The sequence below is a fragment of the Streptomyces sp. NBC_00490 genome (assembly GCF_036013645.1).
In the GTDB taxonomy this organism is placed as follows: Bacteria; Actinomycetota; Actinomycetes; order Streptomycetales; family Streptomycetaceae; genus Streptomyces; species Streptomyces canus_F.
The window spans coordinates 8,370,154-8,387,097 of the sequence record NZ_CP107869.1; the positions used below are offsets into that span (position 1 = coordinate 8,370,154).

The 16,944-nt window shown below is 71.3% G+C and carries 16 protein-coding genes and 1 pseudogene; 9 read left to right on the forward strand and 8 right to left on the reverse strand.

Translation table 11 applies throughout. The features are described from left to right. Positions 1–60 precede the first annotated feature (60 nt). Positions 61–1,008, forward strand: coding sequence for a DMT family transporter (locus tag OG381_RS38115; protein ID WP_327720523.1), 948 nt, complete (start codon positions 61–63; stop codon positions 1,006–1,008). Here OG381_RS38115 and OG381_RS38120 read toward each other — a convergent pair. Next, positions 1,005–1,709, reverse strand: a complete 705-nt coding sequence (locus OG381_RS38120) for a calcium-binding protein (RefSeq protein ID WP_327720524.1) — start codon at positions 1,707–1,709, stop codon at positions 1,005–1,007. The genes OG381_RS38115 and OG381_RS38120 overlap by 4 nt on opposite strands. Positions 1,710–1,853: 144 nt before the next feature. Here OG381_RS38120 and OG381_RS38125 point away from each other — a divergent pair, with 144 nt between their 5' ends. Continuing rightward, positions 1,854–2,600 (forward strand): helix-turn-helix transcriptional regulator, encoded by a 747-nt coding sequence (locus OG381_RS38125; protein WP_327720525.1) that lies wholly within the window; start codon positions 1,854–1,856, stop codon positions 2,598–2,600. 49 nt (positions 2,601–2,649) lie between these two features. On the opposite strand, the gene OG381_RS38130 is transcribed toward OG381_RS38125, so the two are convergent. The 3 genes from OG381_RS38130 to OG381_RS38140 all read right to left on the reverse strand — a co-directional run bounded on the left by OG381_RS38130 (position 2,650) and on the right by OG381_RS38140 (position 7,185). After that, positions 2,650–3,486 carry an aldo/keto reductase gene (locus OG381_RS38130; RefSeq protein WP_327720526.1) on the reverse strand — a complete coding sequence of 279 codons (837 nt, stop codon included), beginning with the start codon at positions 3,484–3,486 and terminating at the stop codon, positions 2,650–2,652. A 109-nt stretch (positions 3,487–3,595) separates the two neighbouring features. Next, on the reverse strand, positions 3,596–5,422 hold the full coding sequence (locus OG381_RS38135) for an AMP-dependent synthetase/ligase (protein WP_327720527.1): 1,827 nt from the start codon (positions 5,420–5,422) through the stop codon (positions 3,596–3,598). Positions 5,423–5,685: 263 nt separating this feature from the next. Beyond that, positions 5,686–7,185 carry an MFS transporter gene (locus OG381_RS38140; RefSeq protein ID WP_327720529.1) on the reverse strand — a complete coding sequence of 500 codons (1,500 nt, stop codon included), beginning with the start codon at positions 7,183–7,185 and terminating at the stop codon, positions 5,686–5,688. Positions 7,186–7,294: 109 nt separating this feature from the next. Between OG381_RS38140 and OG381_RS38145 the strand changes: the two genes are divergently transcribed. Continuing rightward, positions 7,295–8,278, forward strand: coding sequence for an Lrp/AsnC family transcriptional regulator (locus OG381_RS38145; protein WP_327720530.1), 984 nt, complete (start codon positions 7,295–7,297; stop codon positions 8,276–8,278). 28 nt (positions 8,279–8,306) lie between these two features. Here the strand turns inward: OG381_RS38145 and OG381_RS38150 are convergent, their stop codons facing one another. Then, positions 8,307–9,170, reverse strand: a complete 864-nt coding sequence (locus tag OG381_RS38150) for a LysR substrate-binding domain-containing protein (protein ID WP_327720531.1) — start codon at positions 9,168–9,170, stop codon at positions 8,307–8,309. 162 nt (positions 9,171–9,332) lie between these two features. Here OG381_RS38150 and OG381_RS38155 point away from each other — a divergent pair, with 162 nt between their 5' ends. Then, positions 9,333–10,376 carry a bile acid:sodium symporter family protein gene (locus tag OG381_RS38155; protein WP_327722663.1) on the forward strand — a complete coding sequence of 348 codons (1,044 nt, stop codon included), beginning with the start codon at positions 9,333–9,335 and terminating at the stop codon, positions 10,374–10,376. Here the strand turns inward: OG381_RS38155 and OG381_RS38160 are convergent. Continuing rightward, a complete protein-coding gene (locus OG381_RS38160) occupies positions 10,312–11,544 on the reverse strand; it encodes a DUF4185 domain-containing protein (protein WP_327720532.1) in 1,233 nt (410 codons plus the stop codon). The two genes, OG381_RS38155 and OG381_RS38160, sit on opposite strands and share 65 nt — an antisense overlap. Positions 11,545–11,714: 170 nt before the next feature. Here OG381_RS38160 and OG381_RS38165 point away from each other — a divergent pair, with 170 nt between their 5' ends. Continuing rightward, positions 11,715–12,239 (forward strand): isochorismatase family protein, encoded by a 525-nt coding sequence (locus OG381_RS38165; protein WP_327720533.1) that lies wholly within the window; start codon positions 11,715–11,717, stop codon positions 12,237–12,239. Positions 12,240–12,287: 48 nt separating this feature from the next. On the opposite strand, the gene fdhD is transcribed toward OG381_RS38165, so the two are convergent. Continuing rightward, positions 12,288–13,136 carry a formate dehydrogenase accessory sulfurtransferase FdhD gene (gene fdhD / locus OG381_RS38170; protein WP_327720534.1) on the reverse strand — a complete coding sequence of 283 codons (849 nt, stop codon included), beginning with the start codon at positions 13,134–13,136 and terminating at the stop codon, positions 12,288–12,290. A 7-nt stretch (positions 13,137–13,143) separates the two neighbouring features. Beyond that, positions 13,144–13,260, reverse strand: a pseudogene (locus OG381_RS38175) (2Fe-2S iron-sulfur cluster-binding protein); the annotation flags it as partial. Positions 13,261–13,482: 222 nt separating this feature from the next. Between OG381_RS38175 and OG381_RS38180 the strand changes: the two are divergent. The 4 genes from OG381_RS38180 (at position 13,483) to OG381_RS38195 (ending at position 16,839) form a co-directional block, all read left to right on the forward strand. After that, positions 13,483–14,820 (forward strand): OFA family MFS transporter, encoded by a 1,338-nt coding sequence (locus OG381_RS38180; RefSeq protein ID WP_327720535.1) that lies wholly within the window; start codon positions 13,483–13,485, stop codon positions 14,818–14,820. Beyond that, complete coding sequence (locus OG381_RS38185) at positions 14,786–14,923, forward strand: MFS transporter small subunit (protein ID WP_199924543.1); 138 nt, start codon at positions 14,786–14,788, stop codon at positions 14,921–14,923. Before OG381_RS38180 ends, OG381_RS38185 begins: the two co-directional genes overlap by 35 nt. A 149-nt stretch (positions 14,924–15,072) precedes the next feature. Further along, positions 15,073–16,020 carry a beta-ketoacyl-ACP synthase III gene (locus OG381_RS38190; protein ID WP_327720536.1) on the forward strand — a complete coding sequence of 316 codons (948 nt, stop codon included), beginning with the start codon at positions 15,073–15,075 and terminating at the stop codon, positions 16,018–16,020. A gap of 138 nt (positions 16,021–16,158) precedes the next feature. Continuing rightward, positions 16,159–16,839, forward strand: a complete 681-nt coding sequence (locus OG381_RS38195; protein ID WP_327720538.1) for a GntR family transcriptional regulator — start codon at positions 16,159–16,161, stop codon at positions 16,837–16,839. Positions 16,840–16,944 lie beyond the last annotated feature (105 nt).

The window sequence follows — 16,944 nt, forward strand, 5'->3', positions numbered from 1 at the left end:
TGGACCGTCGGCGCGCGGGTACGCGGGCGATCTCCGTCACCGTCGCGAGGATCACGTTCCGTGGCACGTACCGACACCGTCCGAGACCGTCTGCGCCCGCCCCGGGAGCCCATGGGCCCGCGAGCCGGGCAGGCGGTCGCCGCACTGACGCTGGCCGTGTCGCCGGTGTGCATCGAACTGTCCGGCGCGGACGCCGGTACGGCCTCGGTGTACCGGTGTCTGCTCGCGCTGCCCGCTCTGGTGCTGCTGGTCCTCCCGGAGTACCGGCGCGAAGGCCCGCCGCCCCGGCGGCAGCTGGTGTACGGACTGGTGGGCGGGGTGCTGTTCGCGGGGGACATGCTGCTGTGGACCAAGGCGATCGGCGAGGTGGGCGCGGGGCTGTCGACCGTGCTGGTCAATGTGCAGGTCGTCCTGGTGCCGTTGCTGGCCTGGGCGGTGGACCGAGAGCGCGTCCCGGGCCGTTTCCTGCTGTGGCTGCCGGTCCTGGTCGCCGGTGTGGTGCTCACCGGCGGGCTGTTCGAGCAGGGCGCGAGCGGCAGCGACCCCGCGGCGGGCACCCTCCACGCGATCCTGGCGGCTCTCAGCTACTCGGGTTTCCTGTTCCTGCTGCGCCGCGGCGGCTTCCACGGCCACGTCCGCACGACATACACCGCGGTCGTCTTCTCGGCCACCGTCGCCTCGGCCCTCGGCGGCTGGGCCTGGGGCGCCCTCGACCTCGCCCCGCCCGCGGACACCCTGGCCTGGCTCGCCCTGGCGGCGCTCACCAGCGGGATCATCGGCTGGCTCATGGTCGCCGTCTACTCGCCCCGGCTCCCGAGCCACGTCGGCGCGGTCCTGCTGCTCCTCACGCCCGTCGGGGCGTTGGCGCTTGGGGCGCTGGTACTGGGGGAGCGGCCGTCCCCTGCGCAGTGGGCCGGCGCCGCGCTCATCCTGGTCAGCGCGTACGCCACGGTGACCGGCCGAAGGGGCGCCCCCTCCTCGGAGGAGGACGCCCCTCGTGACGCCTAGCCGAACACCTTGACCTCACAGCCGGACACGTCGTCGATCGGGTCGACGTAGCAGCGGTCGAAGCCGGCGTGGCCGCGCACCTGGTCCTTCTCGTTGTCCCGGGCGTCAATCGTGTCGTCGCCCGAGTTGCCCAGGAGCAGGTCCTTCCCGGCGCCGCCCCTGAGCGTGTCCCGTCCGAGGCCGCCGACGAGGGTGTCCGGCCCGGGCCCGCCGTCGAGCGTGTCCTTGCCCGCGCTGCCCAGCAGCGTGTCCGGGCCGGGGCCGCCGAACAGCCTGTCGTTGCCCCAGTTCCAGGTGAAGTGGATTCCGTCGCCGCCGTAGACGGTGTCCTTGCCGTCGAACCCCCGGAGCTCGTCGGAGCCCGCATACCCCCGGATGACGTCCTCGCCCTCATTGCCCGCGACCCGGTCGTCACCACTGCCCGCGAGCAGGGTGTCGTTGCCCCCGCCCCCGCAGACCACGTCCGCGCCGGCGCCGGAGTCGATCCTGTCGTTCCCGCCGAGCCCGTGCACGACATCCTTGGCCGCACCGGTGTTGAGGGTGTCGGGGCCGTTGCCGCCCCACACCGTGGCGAGGGGGCCGAAGCAGGGCGGTGGTGAGGCCGCCGCCGCGTCCGTCTGTGCGGCGACGAGCATGCCGCCCGCGAGGGCGACCGCCGCGCAGGCCGCGGTGAACGCCCCTGTTCGTGTTCGTGCCTTCATTGCTGAACCCCGTTCGTGGTCCGAATACCTGGAGACCACGGTGGACTCACCACGCCCCCGCCACCATTCGCCATTTGACGAATCATCAGGGCCCCTCGACCCCGGAGGCGTACCGTCGAAGGAGCCCGGCGACAGGAGGCGGACATGAGCCGTCACTCGATCACGACACGGGACCTGCGGACGATGTTCGACGTCCTCGACGAGGCCCGGCACGACGACGGGGACGAGTTCCCGCCCCGCAGCCTCCTGCGCGGGCTGGGACGGCTGATCCCGTGCGATGTGGCCGGGTTCGACGAGGTCGACAACCCCACCCGCCGGTATCTTCACCTCCAGGAGGATCTCTACGCGGGCGACTACGGGGACCCGCACGTCGAGGCCTATTGGCGCTGGCGGCACCAGCATCCGCACTGCCGGCTGGCCGACCAGGCCTGCGGCCGTCTCCCGGTCGCCCAGAACCTGGACTACCAGTCCGCACGGGAGATACGGAACCAGGCCTTCTACACGGAGTATCTGAAGCCCGTCGTCAACACGCTCTTCGTGATGCTGCCCAGCGCGCCCGGCCGCATCCGCACGTACAACTTCTCCCGGGAGACCTCACGCCGCTTCAGCGAACGCGACCGTCTCGTACTGGAGTTGCTGCGGCCGCACCTGTACGCGGTCTACCGGGAGGCCGCTGTGCGGCGGCAGGTGCCGGTGCGGCTCACCGTCCGGGAGCTCGACGTCATGCGGGCCGTCGCGGACGGGCTCGGAACCGAGGCCATCGCGCGGCAGTTCGTCGTCGCGCCCAGTACCGTCCGCAAGCACCTGGAGAACACCTTCCGCAAGCTCGGCGTCTCCAGCCGTACCGCCGCCCTCGCGCGGCTGTTCCCCGAACCCGAGGCGGGGACATGACGAAGGCCCGGGCGGCGCGTCACCGCCCGGGCCTCGAAACGCCGTACCGTCAGGCCGCGTTGAACGTCGACGGGTCCGGGCCCAGCCGCCGGTCCTCGTTCAGCGCGCTGATCGCCGCGAGGTCCTCGGTGTCCAGGCTGAAGTCGAAGACCTCGATGTTCTCCTTGATCCGGGACGGGGTCACGGACTTGGGGATCACGACATTGCCGAGCTGAAGGTGCCAGCGCAGGACGACCTGCGCCGGAGTGCGCCCGTGCTTCTGCGCGATGGCCACGACCGCGGGGACCTCCAGGAGGCCCTTGCCCTGGCCGAGCGGCGACCAGGCCTCGGTGGCGATGCCCTGCTCCGCGTGGTACTCGCGGGCCGCGCGCTGCTGGAGGTGCGGGTGCAGCTCGATCTGGTCGACGGCCGGGATGACGGACGTCTCGGCGATCAGCCGCTCGAGGTGCGCGGGCTCGAAGTTGGACACACCGATGGCGCGGATGCGGCCGTCGGCGTGCAGCTTCTCGAACGCCTTGTACGTGTCGACGTACAAGTCCCGCTCAGGGGTGGGCCAGTGGATCAGGTACAGATCCACGAAGTCCAGGCCGAGCTTCTCCAGCGAGGTGTCGAAGGCACGCAGGGTCGCGTCGTACCCCTGGTCGCTGTTCCAGAGCTTGGTGGTGACGAAGATGTCCTCGCGCGGGAGACCGGCGGCGGCGATCGCCTTGCCGGTGCCCTCTTCGTTGCCGTAGATCGCCGCTGTGTCGATGCTGCGGTACCCGGCCTCCAGAGCGGTGCTGACCGCCTGCTCGGCCTCGTCGTCCGGCACCTGCCAGACTCCGAACCCCAGCTGGGGCATCTCCACGCCGTTGTTGAGGATGATCGGGGGGACCTTGCTGCTCACGAGCTCTTGATCCTTACGGTTGCCGACAAGTGGTACTCCCATCGTCAACGATCAACCGCCCCGATGCATTCCTGACCGCGGAATCCGACAGAATCCGCCGGAAACGAGCTCAGGCCCGGTACAAGGCCTCGACCTCGCCGGCGTACGTCGTCTCGATCGCCTTGCGCTTCAGCTTCAACGACGGCGTCAGCAACCCGTGCTCCTCGGTGAACGGCTGCGCCAGGATGCGGAACGTACGGATCGACTCGGCCTGCGAGACCAGCGTGTTGGCGGCGACCACGGCCCGTCTGACCTCCGCCTCCAGGTCCGCGTCCCGCACCAGCTCGGCCGCCGTCAGCTGAGGTTTGCCGCGCATCGTCAGCCAGTGCTCGACGGCCTCCTGGTCGAGGGTGACCAGTGCGGCGACATACGGGCGGTCGTTGCCCACGACGATGCACTGGGCGACCAGCGGATGGTCCCGGACACGTTCCTCCAGCAGCCCGGGCGCCACGCTCTTGCCGCCCGAGGTGACCAGGATCTCCTTCTTGCGGCCGGTGATCGTGAGGAAGCCGTCCTCGTCCAGGGAGCCCAGGTCGCCGGTGGCGAGCCAGCCGTCGTGCAGGGTCTCGTCGGTGGCCTTCTGGTTGTTCAGGTAGCACTGGAACATGTTGGGGCCGTGCAGCCAGATCTCGCCGTCGTCCGCGATGTGCACGGTGACGCCCGGGATGGGCTGGCCGACCGTGCCGTAGCGGGTGCGCCCGGGCGGGTTGGCGGTCGCCGCCGCCGTCGACTCGGTCAGGCCGTAGCCCTCGTAGATCTGCACGCCCGCGCCCGCGAAGAACAGGCCGAGCCGGCGGTCCATCGCCGAGCCGCCCGACATCGCGTTGCGGATCCGGCCGCCCATCGCGGCCCGCACCTTGGCGTAGACGAGCTTGTCGAAGAGCTGGTGCTGCACGCGTAGACCCGCCGAAGGACCGGGTCCGATGCCCCAGGCCTTGGCCTCGACGGCCTCCGCGTACTTCACCGCGATCTCGACGGCCTTCTCGAAGGGCCCGGCCTTGCCCTCCTTCTCGGCCTTGCGGCGGGCGGCGTTGAAGACCTTCTCGAAGATGTACGGCACGGCGAGGATGAACGTCGGCTTGAACGCGGCCAGGTCCGGCAGCAGCGCGGCGGCGTTGAGCTGCGGCTGGTGGCCGAAGCGGACCCCGCGGCTGATCGCGGCGACCTCCACCATCCGCCCGAAGACGTGCGCGAGCGGCAGGAACAGCAGGGTCGCCGCCTCGTCGCCCTTCTTGGAGTGGAACACCGGCTCCCAGCGCTCGGCGACCGTGTCCGCCTCCCACATGAAGCTGCCGTGGGTGATGACACAGCCCTTGGGACGGCCCGTGGTGCCCGAGGTGTAGATGATCGTGGCGACCGAGTCCGGGGTGACCGCCTGCCGGTGCCGGTGCACCACGTCGTCGTCGAGGGCGGCGCCCGCGTCGTACAGCTCGTGCACGGCGTCGGCGTCCAGCTGCCACAGCCGGTGCAGCTGCGGCAGCCGGTCGATGACGGTGGCGATCGTCATCGCGTGGTCCTCGTGCTCCACGATCGCGGCCGTGCACTCGGCGTCGTAGAGCATCCAGAAACACTGCTCGGCCGAGGAGGTGGGGTAGATCGGCACCACCTGGGCGCCGATCGTCCACAGGGCGTAGTCGAACAGGGTCCACTCGTAGCGGGTGCGGGACATGATGGCGACCCGGTCGCCGAACCGGATGCCCTGGGAGAGCAGCCCCTTGGCGAGGGCGAGCACCTCGTCCCGGAACTCCGCGGAGGAGACGTCACGCCACTGGTCCTGCTCGTCCTTGCGGCCGAGCGCGATGTGCTGCGGGTCCTCCTGGGCACGCCGGAAGACGACGTCGGCCAGTCCCCCCACGGGGGCCGGCAACGCCAACGGAGGGTTGGTGAACTCGCGCAAACCCCGCTCCCCGCTCCCTGGTCCCCGTTCCTGGTGGCTCCGCACAGCGCCGTGAAAGCTACCCCACCCGGGGACAGGGCGGGAGGGGGTGCGGATCCGAGCCCGGTTCAGGTACGCACTGGTCAGCGTCGGAAAATGCGCTCACATGGGGAAGGGTCGGACAGAAAACTGACGGTTGAGTAAGTTTCGGTCCCGTAATCTCCACCGAATCTGTACGACCCGGCTACGGGCCCGGGCACGGCTCACGGCGGCTCGCGGAAGGATCAGTTCCGCGGCGCTGCCGTCTCCTCTGTCAGCGTCTTCGCGGCCGGATCCGTCACACCCGCCTCGCCGGCACCCGGCGCCCGGACCAGGGCGAGGACCAGCGCCCCGCCGACCGTCGCCAGCGCACCCGCGGTCACCGCCGCCGTGTTGAGCCCCGAGGCGAACGCGGCCCGCAGCACCTGCTCCGGGAAGACGCCCCGCAGCGCCCCGGCACCGCCGCCCGCGAGCGTGTGCGCCGCCTCGTGCGGCAGCGTGTCCCGCATCCGGGAGGTCAGCGCCGTACCGAAACCGGCGATCCCGAGCGCGTACCCCAGCTGCCGGAAGGTGTTCACCGCGCCGCCCGCCATCCCCGCCCGCTCCGGCGGTACGGCGGCCAGCGCGGCCCCCGCGATACCGGGCGCCACCAGCCCCGTACCGAAGCCCACCAGCAGCAGCCCCGGCACCAGAGCCGCCGCACCCGACCCCGCGTCCAGCACCGCCATGCAGAACTGCCCCGCACCGATCAGCAGCAGCCCGCCTCCGACGGTGATCCGGACCGGCACCCCGTGCAGCAGCCGCCCGCCGGCCGCGGACACCACGAATGCGGCCAGCGACATCCACAGGAACACCAGCCCGCCGCGCACCGGACTCATCCCCAGCACGGTCTGCAGCCAGATCGAGGTGTACGCCATCACCCCGAACGCCGCCGCGTTGTAGGCGAGCGCCCCCGCCATCACCCCACTGAACGCGGGGCGCAGGAACAGCCGCAGATCCAGCAGCGGATCGGCCACCCGCCGCTCCACCACGACGAAGCAGACCAGCGCGAGCGCCGCGAGCCCGAAGGAGGCGAGGGTGCCGGGCGCGGTCCAGCCGTGCGAGCCGGCCCGCACCGCCCCGTACGTCACCCCGCCCGCGAAGCCCGCGAACGTCACCGTGCCCGCCCAGTCCACCCGGCGCCCGCGCGCCGCCCGCGACTCGGGCACGAGCCGCAGCGTCAGCCACACCGCGGCCACGCTCACCGGCAGATTGACGTAGAAGATCCACCGCCAGCCGGGCCCGTCGGTCAGCAGCCCGCCGAGCACCGGCCCCACCGCGGCCGCCCCGCCGCTCACCGCGCCCCACACGCCGAGCGCCACCGACCGCCGCCGCCCCTGGTAGACCGAGCCCAGCAGCGGCAGCGTCGTCGCGAACATCGCCGCCGCGCCCACCCCCTGCAACCCCCGGGCCGCGACCAGTGTCCCCGGCCCGGAGGCGAGGCCGCACAGCAGCGACGCCACCGCGAACACCACCACACCCGCCAGATGCACCCGGCGATGCCCGAGCACATCGGCCGCGGCCCCGATCCCGAGCAGCAGCGCGGCCAGTGCCAGCGCGTACCCGTCCATCACCCACTGCAGATCGCTCAGTGACGCGTCCAGCGCCCGTGCCATGTCCGGCAGCGCGACGATCGCGATCGTCACATCCAGCAACAACATGAACGTGCCCAGGCACACCGCGGTGAGCGGCCCCCATGTACGCATGTCCTCAACTCCTCGTCCGTGGGCTGCGTAGTACTTCGTACGATGGCTCCGGTGCGGACGATCCCACCGGTGATGGGTGTCCGAGCGCCGGAACTCGACAGGAGAAGGCATGTTGACGCTGGAATCCACCGTTCTGGACGCTCTCGACCTCCAGTTGCTCTCGGCGCTCGAGGTCAACGGCCGCGCCTCCTTCAGCCGTCTGGGCGCCGTGCTCGGGGCCTCCGACCAGACGATCGCCCGCCGCTACCGCAAGCTGTGCGCCGAGGCGGGACTGCGGGTCCTCGCCCTCCGCGACCCGCACGTCCTCGGCGAGGACCAGTGGATCCTCAGGTTCCGCTGCGCGCCCGACAGCGCGGCGGCCATCTCCGACGCGCTCGCCAAGCGGCCGGACACGGCCTGGATCGGACTGGCCTCCGGGGGCACCGAGATCGTCTGCATGACCCGGCCGCGCGGCCCCGGCGACCACGACGAACTGCTGCTCGGCAAACTGCCCCGCACCCCGGGCGTCGTGGACATCCGCGCCCACCAGCTGCTCCACCGGTTCTACGGCGGCCCGGCCGGCTGGTCGAGGAAGTTCGGCGCGCTCGACGAGGACCAGATCGCCGCTCTGCGCCCGCACCCGGAACCCGGGACCGGCCCGGCCCGTGTCGAGCCGGACGACGAACCCCTGCTCGCCGTCCTGCGGCGCGACGGACGGGCGGGCTCTCCGGAACTCCAGCGCGCCACCGGGCGCTCCGAGTCGGCCGTCAAGCGCCGCCTCGCCGCGCTGCTCGGCTCCGGGGCGGTCTACATCGACATCGAGTACCACTCCGAGGCGCTCGGCTACCCGCGGGCCGCGGCCCTGTGGATCACCGCCGCGCCCGGCGCCCTCACGTCCGTCGGCCGGGCCCTCGCCGGCCACGACGAGGTCGCCTTCGCCAGCGCCACCGCCGGCCCCTCCAACCTGGTCGTGACCGCGGTCGTCAGGGACACGGCGGGGCTGTACGCCTACCTCAGCGGGCCACTGGGGCGGCTGGAGGGGGTCCAGCACGTGGAGGCGACGCCGTTCCTGCGGAGGGTGAAGCAGCTGACGTACGAGACGCCCGGCCGCTGACACCGGCCCGGCCGACCGAGGGGAGCGCTCACCGTCGGTGCAGCCGGTCCCCGCCCGTCAGGATCGCCCCTGCGAGCGCGTCCGCCGCGCCCTGGGCCGCCGTACGTCTGCGGCCGTGCACCAGGACGAAGTCGACCCGGCCGAGTTCGGGCAGGCCCGCGCGGTCCGGCACACCCACCAGACCCGGCGGGACGAGACCGCGGGAGTGGGCCATCACACCGAGGCCGGCGCGGGCCGCGGCGACGAGACCGTTGAGGCTGCCGCTGGTGCAGACGATGCGCCACTCGCGGCCCTGACGCTCCAGAGCCTCCAGGGCGAGGGCGCGGGTGATGCCCGGCGGGGGATAGACGATCAGCGGAACCGGCCGGTCCGCCTCGAGGCGGAGCCGTTCCGCGCCGATCCACACCAGCTTGTCGTGCCAGACGAGTTCACCGCGCGGATCCTCCGGCCGCCGCTTCGCCAGCACCAGATCCAGTTTCCCGGCCTCCAGCTGCTCGTGCAAAGTGCCCGAGAGCTCGACGGTCAGCTCCAGGTCGACCTCGGGATGGTCGTGGCGGAAGGCCTCCAGGATCTCCGGCAGCCGGGTCAGCACGAAATCCTCCGAGGCGCCGAAGCGCAACCGGCCGCGGAGCCGGGTACCCGTGAAAAATGCCGACGCCTGCTCATGCACGTCCAGGATCCGGCGCGCGAAGCCGAGCATCGCCTCGCCGTCCTCCGTCAGCTCCACGGAGTGGGTGTCCCGGGTGAACAACTGCCGCCCCGTGGCATCCTCCAGCCGCCGTACGTGCTGGCTGACCGTCGACTGGCGCAGCCCGAGCCGCCGGGCCGCCTGCGTGAAGCTCAGCGTCTGCGCCACCGCCAGGAACGTTCGCAACTGGGACGGGTCGTACATGACCCGGAGCTTATCGCGGAACGTGATGACAGTCAGTGCCGTATGCCGGATTCCCGATCGCGGTCCGGAGGAGGACGATGAAGGGGGGCCCTGCGGCCCCGGTACCGCCGACAGACACCAGCTAGATGGAGCACCGTGAAACGCCTGCGTTGGCCGACTTGGATGCCGATCGACCCGTACATCCTGCTGCTCCTGGGAACGGTGGGCCTCGCCGCCCTCCTCCCGGCGCGCGGGACGGGCGCGGACGTCGCCTCCGGGGCCTCCACCGCCGCGATCGCCTTCCTCTTCTTCCTCTACGGCGCCCGCCTGTCCACCCGTGAGGCGATGGAGGGGGTCAAGCACTGGCGGCTCCACGTCACGGTCCTGGCCTGCACCTTCCTGGTCTTCCCGCTGCTCGGCATGGCCGCCCGCGGCCTCGTGCCGGTGCTGCTGACCCAACCGCTCTACCAGGGCCTGCTCTTCCTCACCCTCGTCCCCTCCACCATCCAGTCGTCGATCGCCTTCACCTCCATGGCCCGCGGCAACGTGCCCGCGGCGATCTGCGCCGGTTCGTTCTCCTCGCTGGTCGGCATCGTCATCACCCCGCTGCTGGCCGCAGCCCTGCTCGGCAGCAGCGCCGGCGGGTTCTCCGCCGACTCGGTCGTCCAGATCGTGCTCCAGCTGCTGGTGCCGTTCGTCGCCGGGCAGCTGCTGCGCCGCTGGATCGGCGGCTTCGTCACCCGGCACAAGAAGGTCCTCGGCCTGGTCGACCGCGGCTCGATCCTCCTGGTCGTCTACACCGCGTTCAGCGAGGGCATGGTCCAGGGCATCTGGCACCAGGTGAGCCCGCTGAGGCTGGCCGGACTGCTCGTGGTCGAGGCCGTACTGCTCGCCGTGATGCTGGCGCTGACCTGGTACGGCGCCAAGGCGCTCCGCTTCGGCCGCGAGGACCGGATCGCGATCCAGTTCGCGGGCTCGAAGAAGTCCCTCGCCTCCGGACTGCCCATGGCGAGCGTGCTCTTCGGCGCGCACGCGTCGCTGGCGGTACTGCCGCTGATGCTCTTCCACCAGATGCAGCTGATGGTGTGCGCGGTGATCGCCAAGCGCCGCTCCCACGACCCGGACGCGCAGGAGCGGCCGGGGGAGGGGCCGGGGGGCGAGGTCACTTCAGCGGCTTCAGCGTCAGCGTCACGAACCTCGGTCGGTACAGGGACACGTTCCGGTTGAGCTGCGCCGCCGCGGCGGCCGGCTCCAGCCAGTTCACGTCGTAGCTGAGGACCAGCCGTCCGCCACCGCTCAGTTCGGAGTGGACCTGCGGGTTGTACGCCGCGACCTCGCCGTCCGGCAGCGCGGCATCGAGGTGCCTGGTCGGTCCGTGCCACGGTCCGGTGGGGGAGCAGGCCCAGTACGAGGTGACGGTGGTCAGTCCCGCGGTGCCCGCCGCCATGGTGAACAGGACGTACGTGCCGTCCTTGCGCACCACGGAGAAGGCGCTGCCCACCCCGGTGCGCTGGCGCTGGTTGCCGAGCACCGGGGCCGGGCGGGCCCCGGACGCCCACGTGGAGCCGTTCCAGTACTGCCAGGCGGCGGGCTCCCCGAGCCTGCCCTCCGGGACCCGGGCCGCATAGGCCGACGAGACCGGCCGGGACGCCGCCTGGCCGTCGTCGCCGCCGAAGACGTACGTCCAGCCGTCCTCCTTGATCAGCGTGGTGCCGAACAGGACACGCCGGGAGGCGTCCGGGACCAGCTGCTGGTCGAACACCTTGGTGATGGACTCGACCCGCAGATCGGGCAGCGAGAGCGTGGCCACCTCGGTGGCGGTGGGCATTCCGTAGATCCACGGCGCCGCCCCCGCCGTCCGCACCCACAGCAGCACCCGCACGACCCGCTCGTCCGACCCGGGCTCACGCGGCTCGACCCGCGCCGCGACCGGCCACCGCCACTGGTTGGGCGCCGGGTCGGGGAAGAGCGGGGCCGGCAGGGTGGTCTCCAGCCGGCCCTCGCGCATCAGCACCGCCGAGTTGCGGACCAGCGGGGCGGTGGTGTCCCGCCAGGCGAAGGACTCGCCGACCGGGTTGGGCGGGGCGTACACCTGGCCGAGATAGGTGTCCGAGAACAGCCACAGCATCCGGCCGTCCGGCAGCCGCACCGAGTGGGTGCCGTCACCGCCGGTCCAGTCGTCGGCGCGGGTGGCGTCATCGCCGTAGCGGGCGAACTCGCCGGTGAGCCGGTCGTCCGCCGACCAGGCGCCGACGGTGTGCGGTATACAGTCGCCCGCATCCTGTGGGTCGTCGTCCTTGGGCAGAGCCGTGAGCAGCACGGCCCCGAGAACCAGGGCCAGCAGCAGGCCGAGCCCCGTTCCCGTCCGCTGTCGTGCTCGTACGTCCTCGGGCACCCACGGGACGTTAGTGGCTCTTGCTCGTCCGGTCCATGGGGAGTCGGAGGAACGTGGTGCCGAACGGGGCGACCCGCGGCCGGCCCACGGCGTCGCCGAACGCGGGCGTTTCCCGGGCTTGTTGATCCGGATCTCCGGTACGGAGGGCTGACGACGGATAGCGTTCCGTCATGACCGAACCCGTCACCCTTGATCCGGCGCGCAGCGCCCTCGTCCTCGTCGATCTGATGGACCGGATCGTCGCGCTGCCCCTGGAGCCCCGCAAGGGCGCCGAAGTCCTCGTCGCCTCGCAGGAGTTGGCGGCCGCCTTCCGTTCGGCGGGCGCACCCGTCGTCCTCATCCGCGTCGAACGCCCCGGGGTCGCCGAACAGCCGCCCGGCAGCGGGCTGGTGGGCGGCCTCGCCCGGGACGGCGACGTCGAGATCGTGAAGCGGACCATCGGCGGCTTCCAGGGCACCGGCCTCGACGACCGTCTCCGTGAACTCGGCGTCAGCACCCTCGTGTTCGGCGGCATCGCCACCAACCTCGGCGTGGAGTCCACCGCCCGCGCCGCCGCCGACCTCGGCTACGACCTCGTCTTCGTCGAGGACGCCATGGCCGCGTTCACGGCGGCCGAGCACGAGGCGTCCGTACGGCTGGACTTCCCGCGACTGGGGTCGGTGGTACGCGTGGCGGAGCTGACCCTCGGCGGCTGACCTCAGGACGGGATCCCGGGGCTCGCCGGTGTGCGGCGAGGGGTGCGGTCAGCCCTGAGCGGCCGTGGCCCGCAGAGCGATGCGGTCCTCTCCCGCGTACACGTTCATGGACGAGCCCCGCAGGAAGCCGACGAGGGTGAGACCGGTCTCGACGGCGAGGTCGACGGCGAGGGACGAGGGGGCGGAGACGGCGGCCAGGACGGGGATGCCGGCCATGACCGCCTTCTGGGCGAGTTCGAAGGAGGCCCGGCCGGAGACCAGCAGGACGACGCGGGACAGGGGCAGGTCGTCGTTCTGGAGGGCGCGGCCGACCAGTTTGTCGACGGCGTTGTGCCGGCCGACGTCCTCGCGTATGTCGAGGAGTTCGCCGTCCTCGGTGAAGAGGGCGGCGGCGTGCAGGCCCCCGGTCCGGTCGAAGACCCGCTGAGCCGCGCGCAGCCGGTCGGGGAGGGCCGCGAGCAGTTCGGGTTCGAGGCGGACCGGGGGAGTGTCGGAGATGGGCCAGCGGGTCGTCGTACGGACAGCGTCGAGACTCGCCTTGCCGCACAGGCCGCAGGACGAGGTGGTGTACACGTTGCGCTCGAGGGTGATGTCGGGGATCACCACGTCGGGGGCGGTCCGCACGTCCACCACGTTGTAGGTGTTGGAGCCGTCCACGGTCGCGCCCGCGCAGTAGACGATGTTCCGCAGATCGGATCCGGCCGCCAGGACACCCTCGCTGACCAGGAAGCCGGCCGCCAGGGCGAAGTCGTCGCCCGGTGTGCGCATGGTGATCGCGAGCGGCTTGCCGTTCAGCCGGATCTCCAGCGGTTCCTCGGCGACCAGTGTGTCCGGGCGGGAGGAGACGGCCCCGTCCCGGATGCGGATCACCTTGCGTCGTTCCGTGACTCGTCCCATGTCCTGATCAGCCCCGGTTCTGTACGTGCTGGTGGCCGAAACGGCCCTTGATGCAGAGGTTGCCCCGGACCACCGGGCCGTCGTGCGGCGCGGTGACCCCCACGATGTCATTGTCCTGCACGTGCCGGTCGGGCTGCGGCCCACCCCGCGGGATGCACGATGCCGAATGCCGTCGACTCCATATTGTCTACAGTATGGCCTAGGTGTCGGCAAGAGTACGCACAGTGGTGAGTGCGACACGGAAACCGGACGGTCCGACCGTTCGGCGCGTGCTGCATACCGTTCATCGCATACCTTCGACGCGCCGCCTTCTCAACTCCCTTGGTTCTCCCTACCGTCCGGGATCATGAGTCCCCCCGTCGCCCCCACCGGCTGGAGCCGTTGGCTCGTACCCCCAGCCGCGCTCTCGGTCCATCTCTCCATCGGGCAGGCGTACGCCTGGTCCGTCTTCAAGCCGCCCCTGGAGTCCGCGCTCGGCCTCAGCGGTACGCAGAGCGCGCTGCCCTTCCAGTTGGGCATCGTCATGCTCGGCCTGTCGGCCGCGTTCGGCGGCACGCTCGTGGAACGCAACGGACCGCGCTGGGCGATGACCGTCGCCCTGATCTGCTTCTCGTCCGGGTTCCTGCTCTCCGCGCTCGGCGCGTACACCGAGCAGTACTGGCTGATCGTCTTCGGCTACGGCTTCGTCGGCGGCATCGGCCTCGGCATCGGCTACATCTCACCCGTGTCGACCCTGATCAAGTGGTTCCCGGACCGGCCGGGCATGGCCACCGGCATCGCCATCATGGGCTTCGGAGGCGGCGCGCTGATCGCCTCGCCCTGGTCGGCGCAGATGCTGGAGTCGTTCGGCTCCGACAGCTCCGGGATCGCGGCGGCGTTCCTCGTGCACGGTCTGTCGTACGCGGTCTTCATGACGCTGGGCGTCCTGCTCGTCCGGGTGCCGCGCACGGAGAAGCCCATCGGCGACAGCGGGCCGAGCGTTCTCGCGGGGCCGCAGGTCTCCGCCCGCAATGCCGTGCGGACCCCGCAGTTCTGGTGTCTGTGGGTGGTGCTCTGCATGAACGTGACCGCGGGCATCGGCATCCTGGAGAAGGCCGCCCCGATGATCACGGACTTCTTCAGGAACACCTCGACGCCGGTGTCGGTGTCGGCCGCGGCCGGTTTCGTCGCGCTGCTCTCGGCGGCCAACATGGCGGGCCGTATCGGCTGGTCGTCCACCTCGGACCTGATCGGCCGCAAGAACATCTACCGCCTCTACCTGGGCGCGGGCGCGCTGATGTATCTGCTCATCGCGCTGGTCGGCGACTCGTCCAAGCCGGTGTTCATCCTGTGCGCCCTGGTGATCCTCTCGTTCTACGGGGGCGGCTTCGCCACGATCCCCGCCTATCTGAAGGACCTCTTCGGGACCTACCAGGTCGGCGCGATCCACGGCCGGCTGCTCACCGCCTGGTCCACGGCCGGTGTCCTCGGACCGCTGATCGTGAACTGGATCGCCGACCGGCAGGAGGAGGCCGGCAAGGACGGCTCCTCCCTCTACACCATGTCCCTCTTCATCATGATCGGGCTGCTCGCGATCGGGTTCGTCGCCAACGAACTGGTCCGGCCCGTCCATGTCCGTCACCACATCCCCGCACCGAGGGAGGCCGCCGATGTCGCAGAACGACAGCAGTCAGAGCCCGCCTGACCGGCGTCCGCTGATCGCCTTCGCCTGGCTGTGGGTGGGGGCGCCGCTCGCCTACGGCCTGTACGAACTCGTGCAGAAGGCGACCCAGCTCTTCACCAAGTGAGGGACCCGGAAGTGTTCGGGCGTCCGAGGGCCTGACAGAAGCCGACAACCTTGGCTTCGGTTTCCTGTCGCCTCGGGTGCCGTCGTACCCGCGAGTCACTGATCAGACTGGTGGATCCCGCTACCCAAGGCAACGAGGGGGACCACCCAATGAACGGCTCGCGCATCGCCGCCGTCGGCCACTACCAGCCCGCCAAGGTACTCACCAACGAGGACCTGGCGGGCCTGGTCGACACCAGTGACGAGTGGATCAGGAGCCGGGTGGGCATCCGCACGCGCCACATCGCGGGCCCCGACGAGCCCGTCGACGAGCTCGCCTCGCACGCCGCCGCCAAGGCGCTCGCCGCCGCCGGTCTCACGCCCGACGACATCGACCTGGTCCTGGTCGCCACGTCCACCGCCGTGGACCGCTCCCCGAACATGGCCGCCCGGGTCGCGGCCCGGCTCGGCATCCCCTCGCCCGCCGCGATGGACGTCAACGTGGTGTGCGCGGGCTTCACCCACGCGCTGGCCACCGCCGACCACACCATCCGGGCGGGTGCCGCGACCCGGGCGCTGGTCATCGGCGCCGACAAGATGTCCGACGTGGCCGACTGGACCGACCGCACGACCTGTGTGCTCGTCGGCGACGGGGCGGGGGCCGCCGTGGTGGAGGCCTGCGGGCCGGGCGACGAGGCCGGTATCGGGCCCGTGCTGTGGGGTTCGGTGCCCGAGATGGGGAACGCGGTGCGCATCGAGGGGCAGCCCGCGCGGTTCGCGCAGGAGGGGCAGAGCGTGTACCGCTGGGCGACCACCCAGCTGCCGCCCCTGGCCCGCAAGGCCTGCGAGCGGGCGGGGCTCGCGCCCGAGGAGCTCGCCGGGGTCGTCCTGCACCAGGCCAATCTGCGGATCATCGAGCCGCTCGCCGAGCGGATCGGCGCCGTCAACGCCGTCGTCGCACGGGATGTCGCCGAATCGGGTAACACCTCCGCGGCCAGCATCCCCCTCGCCTTCTCCAAGCTCGTCGAGCAGGGCGCCCTCTCCACCGGGGACCCGGTGCTGCTCTTCGGGTTCGGCGGCAACCTGTCGTACGCGGGACAGGTCGTCCGCTGCCCGTGACCTGCCGGTACGACGAGGTGTGACGCGGTCGACTCCGTGACGGACCGGCTTCGGTGCGCCGTAGGCTGTAGACGAAAGACAATCCATACCGACTTTCGTACCGCAGTCGTCTCGTGCTGCCAGGAGGGGGACCGACCGATGTTGTCGACGCCAGGACTGCCACAGGGTGCGGTGCCCAAACTGGAACGCCCCGGCCCGCTGCGCGACCGTGTCTACGAGGCGCTGCTCGAACTCATCACCACCCGAGCGCTGCAGCCGGGCCAGCATCTGGTCGAGAGCGAGCTCGCCGGACATCTCGGCGTCTCCCGCCAGCCCGTGCGCGAGGCGTTGCAGCGGCTGAACACGGAGGGGTGGGTCGATCTGCGGCCCGCGCAGGGCGCGTTCGTGCACGAGCCCACCGAGGAGGAGGCCGACCAGCTCCTCACGGTCCGTACGCTGCTGGAGGCCGAAGCCGCCCGGCTCGCCGCGGCCAACGCGTCCAAGGCCGGCATCGAGGCCCTGCGCGACATCCAGGAGCAGGGCATGCGGGCCGTCGCCGCGGACGACGTGGAGGCCGCGGTGCTGCTCAACGCCCGTTTCCACGCGAAGGTCATGGAGTTGGCCGGCAACGCCGTTCTCGCCGAGCTGGCCGCTCAGGTCGACCGGCGCGTCCGCTGGTACTACGCGCCCATCGCCCGGCAGCGCGGACAGCAGTCCTGGGACGAGCACCGGGAGCTGATCGGCGCGATCATGGACCGTGACGAGACCCGCGCCACGCAGCTCATGCGCGAACACACGGAACACACGCGGCGCTCGTACCACGCCCGGGCCAAGTCCTGAGCCCGGCCGTCCCCTTGAGCCGACGCTTCCGACCCCGCTGAGCTGACGCGTTCGGCGATCCCTGGTGCTCGACTCTCCCCTTTGTCCTGCGAGTGGAGAAAGTCG

Excerpts from the sequence above, each read along its gene's own strand:
- OG381_RS38120 (WP_327720524.1), bottom strand. The coding sequence starts at position 1,709 with ATGAAGGCACGAACACGAACAGGGGCGTTCACCGCGGCCTGCGCGGCG.
- OG381_RS38125 (WP_327720525.1), top strand. The coding sequence starts at position 1,854 with ATGAGCCGTCACTCGATCACGACACGGGACCTGCGGACGATGTTCGAC.
- OG381_RS38140 (WP_327720529.1), bottom strand. The coding sequence starts at position 7,185 with ATGCGTACATGGGGGCCGCTCACCGCGGTGTGCCTGGGCACGTTCATG.
- OG381_RS38145 (WP_327720530.1), top strand. The coding sequence starts at position 7,295 with ATGTTGACGCTGGAATCCACCGTTCTGGACGCTCTCGACCTCCAGTTG.
- OG381_RS38150 (WP_327720531.1), bottom strand. The coding sequence starts at position 9,170 with ATGTACGACCCGTCCCAGTTGCGAACGTTCCTGGCGGTGGCGCAGACG.
- OG381_RS38155 (WP_327722663.1), top strand. The coding sequence starts at position 9,333 with ATGCCGATCGACCCGTACATCCTGCTGCTCCTGGGAACGGTGGGCCTC.
- OG381_RS38165 (WP_327720533.1), top strand. The coding sequence starts at position 11,715 with ATGACCGAACCCGTCACCCTTGATCCGGCGCGCAGCGCCCTCGTCCTC.
- fdhD (WP_327720534.1), bottom strand. The coding sequence starts at position 13,136 with ATGGGACGAGTCACGGAACGACGCAAGGTGATCCGCATCCGGGACGGG.
- OG381_RS38180 (WP_327720535.1), top strand. The coding sequence starts at position 13,483 with ATGAGTCCCCCCGTCGCCCCCACCGGCTGGAGCCGTTGGCTCGTACCC.
- OG381_RS38185 (WP_199924543.1), top strand. The coding sequence starts at position 14,786 with ATGTCGCAGAACGACAGCAGTCAGAGCCCGCCTGACCGGCGTCCGCTG.
- OG381_RS38190 (WP_327720536.1), top strand. The coding sequence starts at position 15,073 with ATGAACGGCTCGCGCATCGCCGCCGTCGGCCACTACCAGCCCGCCAAG.
- OG381_RS38195 (WP_327720538.1), top strand. The coding sequence starts at position 16,159 with ATGTTGTCGACGCCAGGACTGCCACAGGGTGCGGTGCCCAAACTGGAA.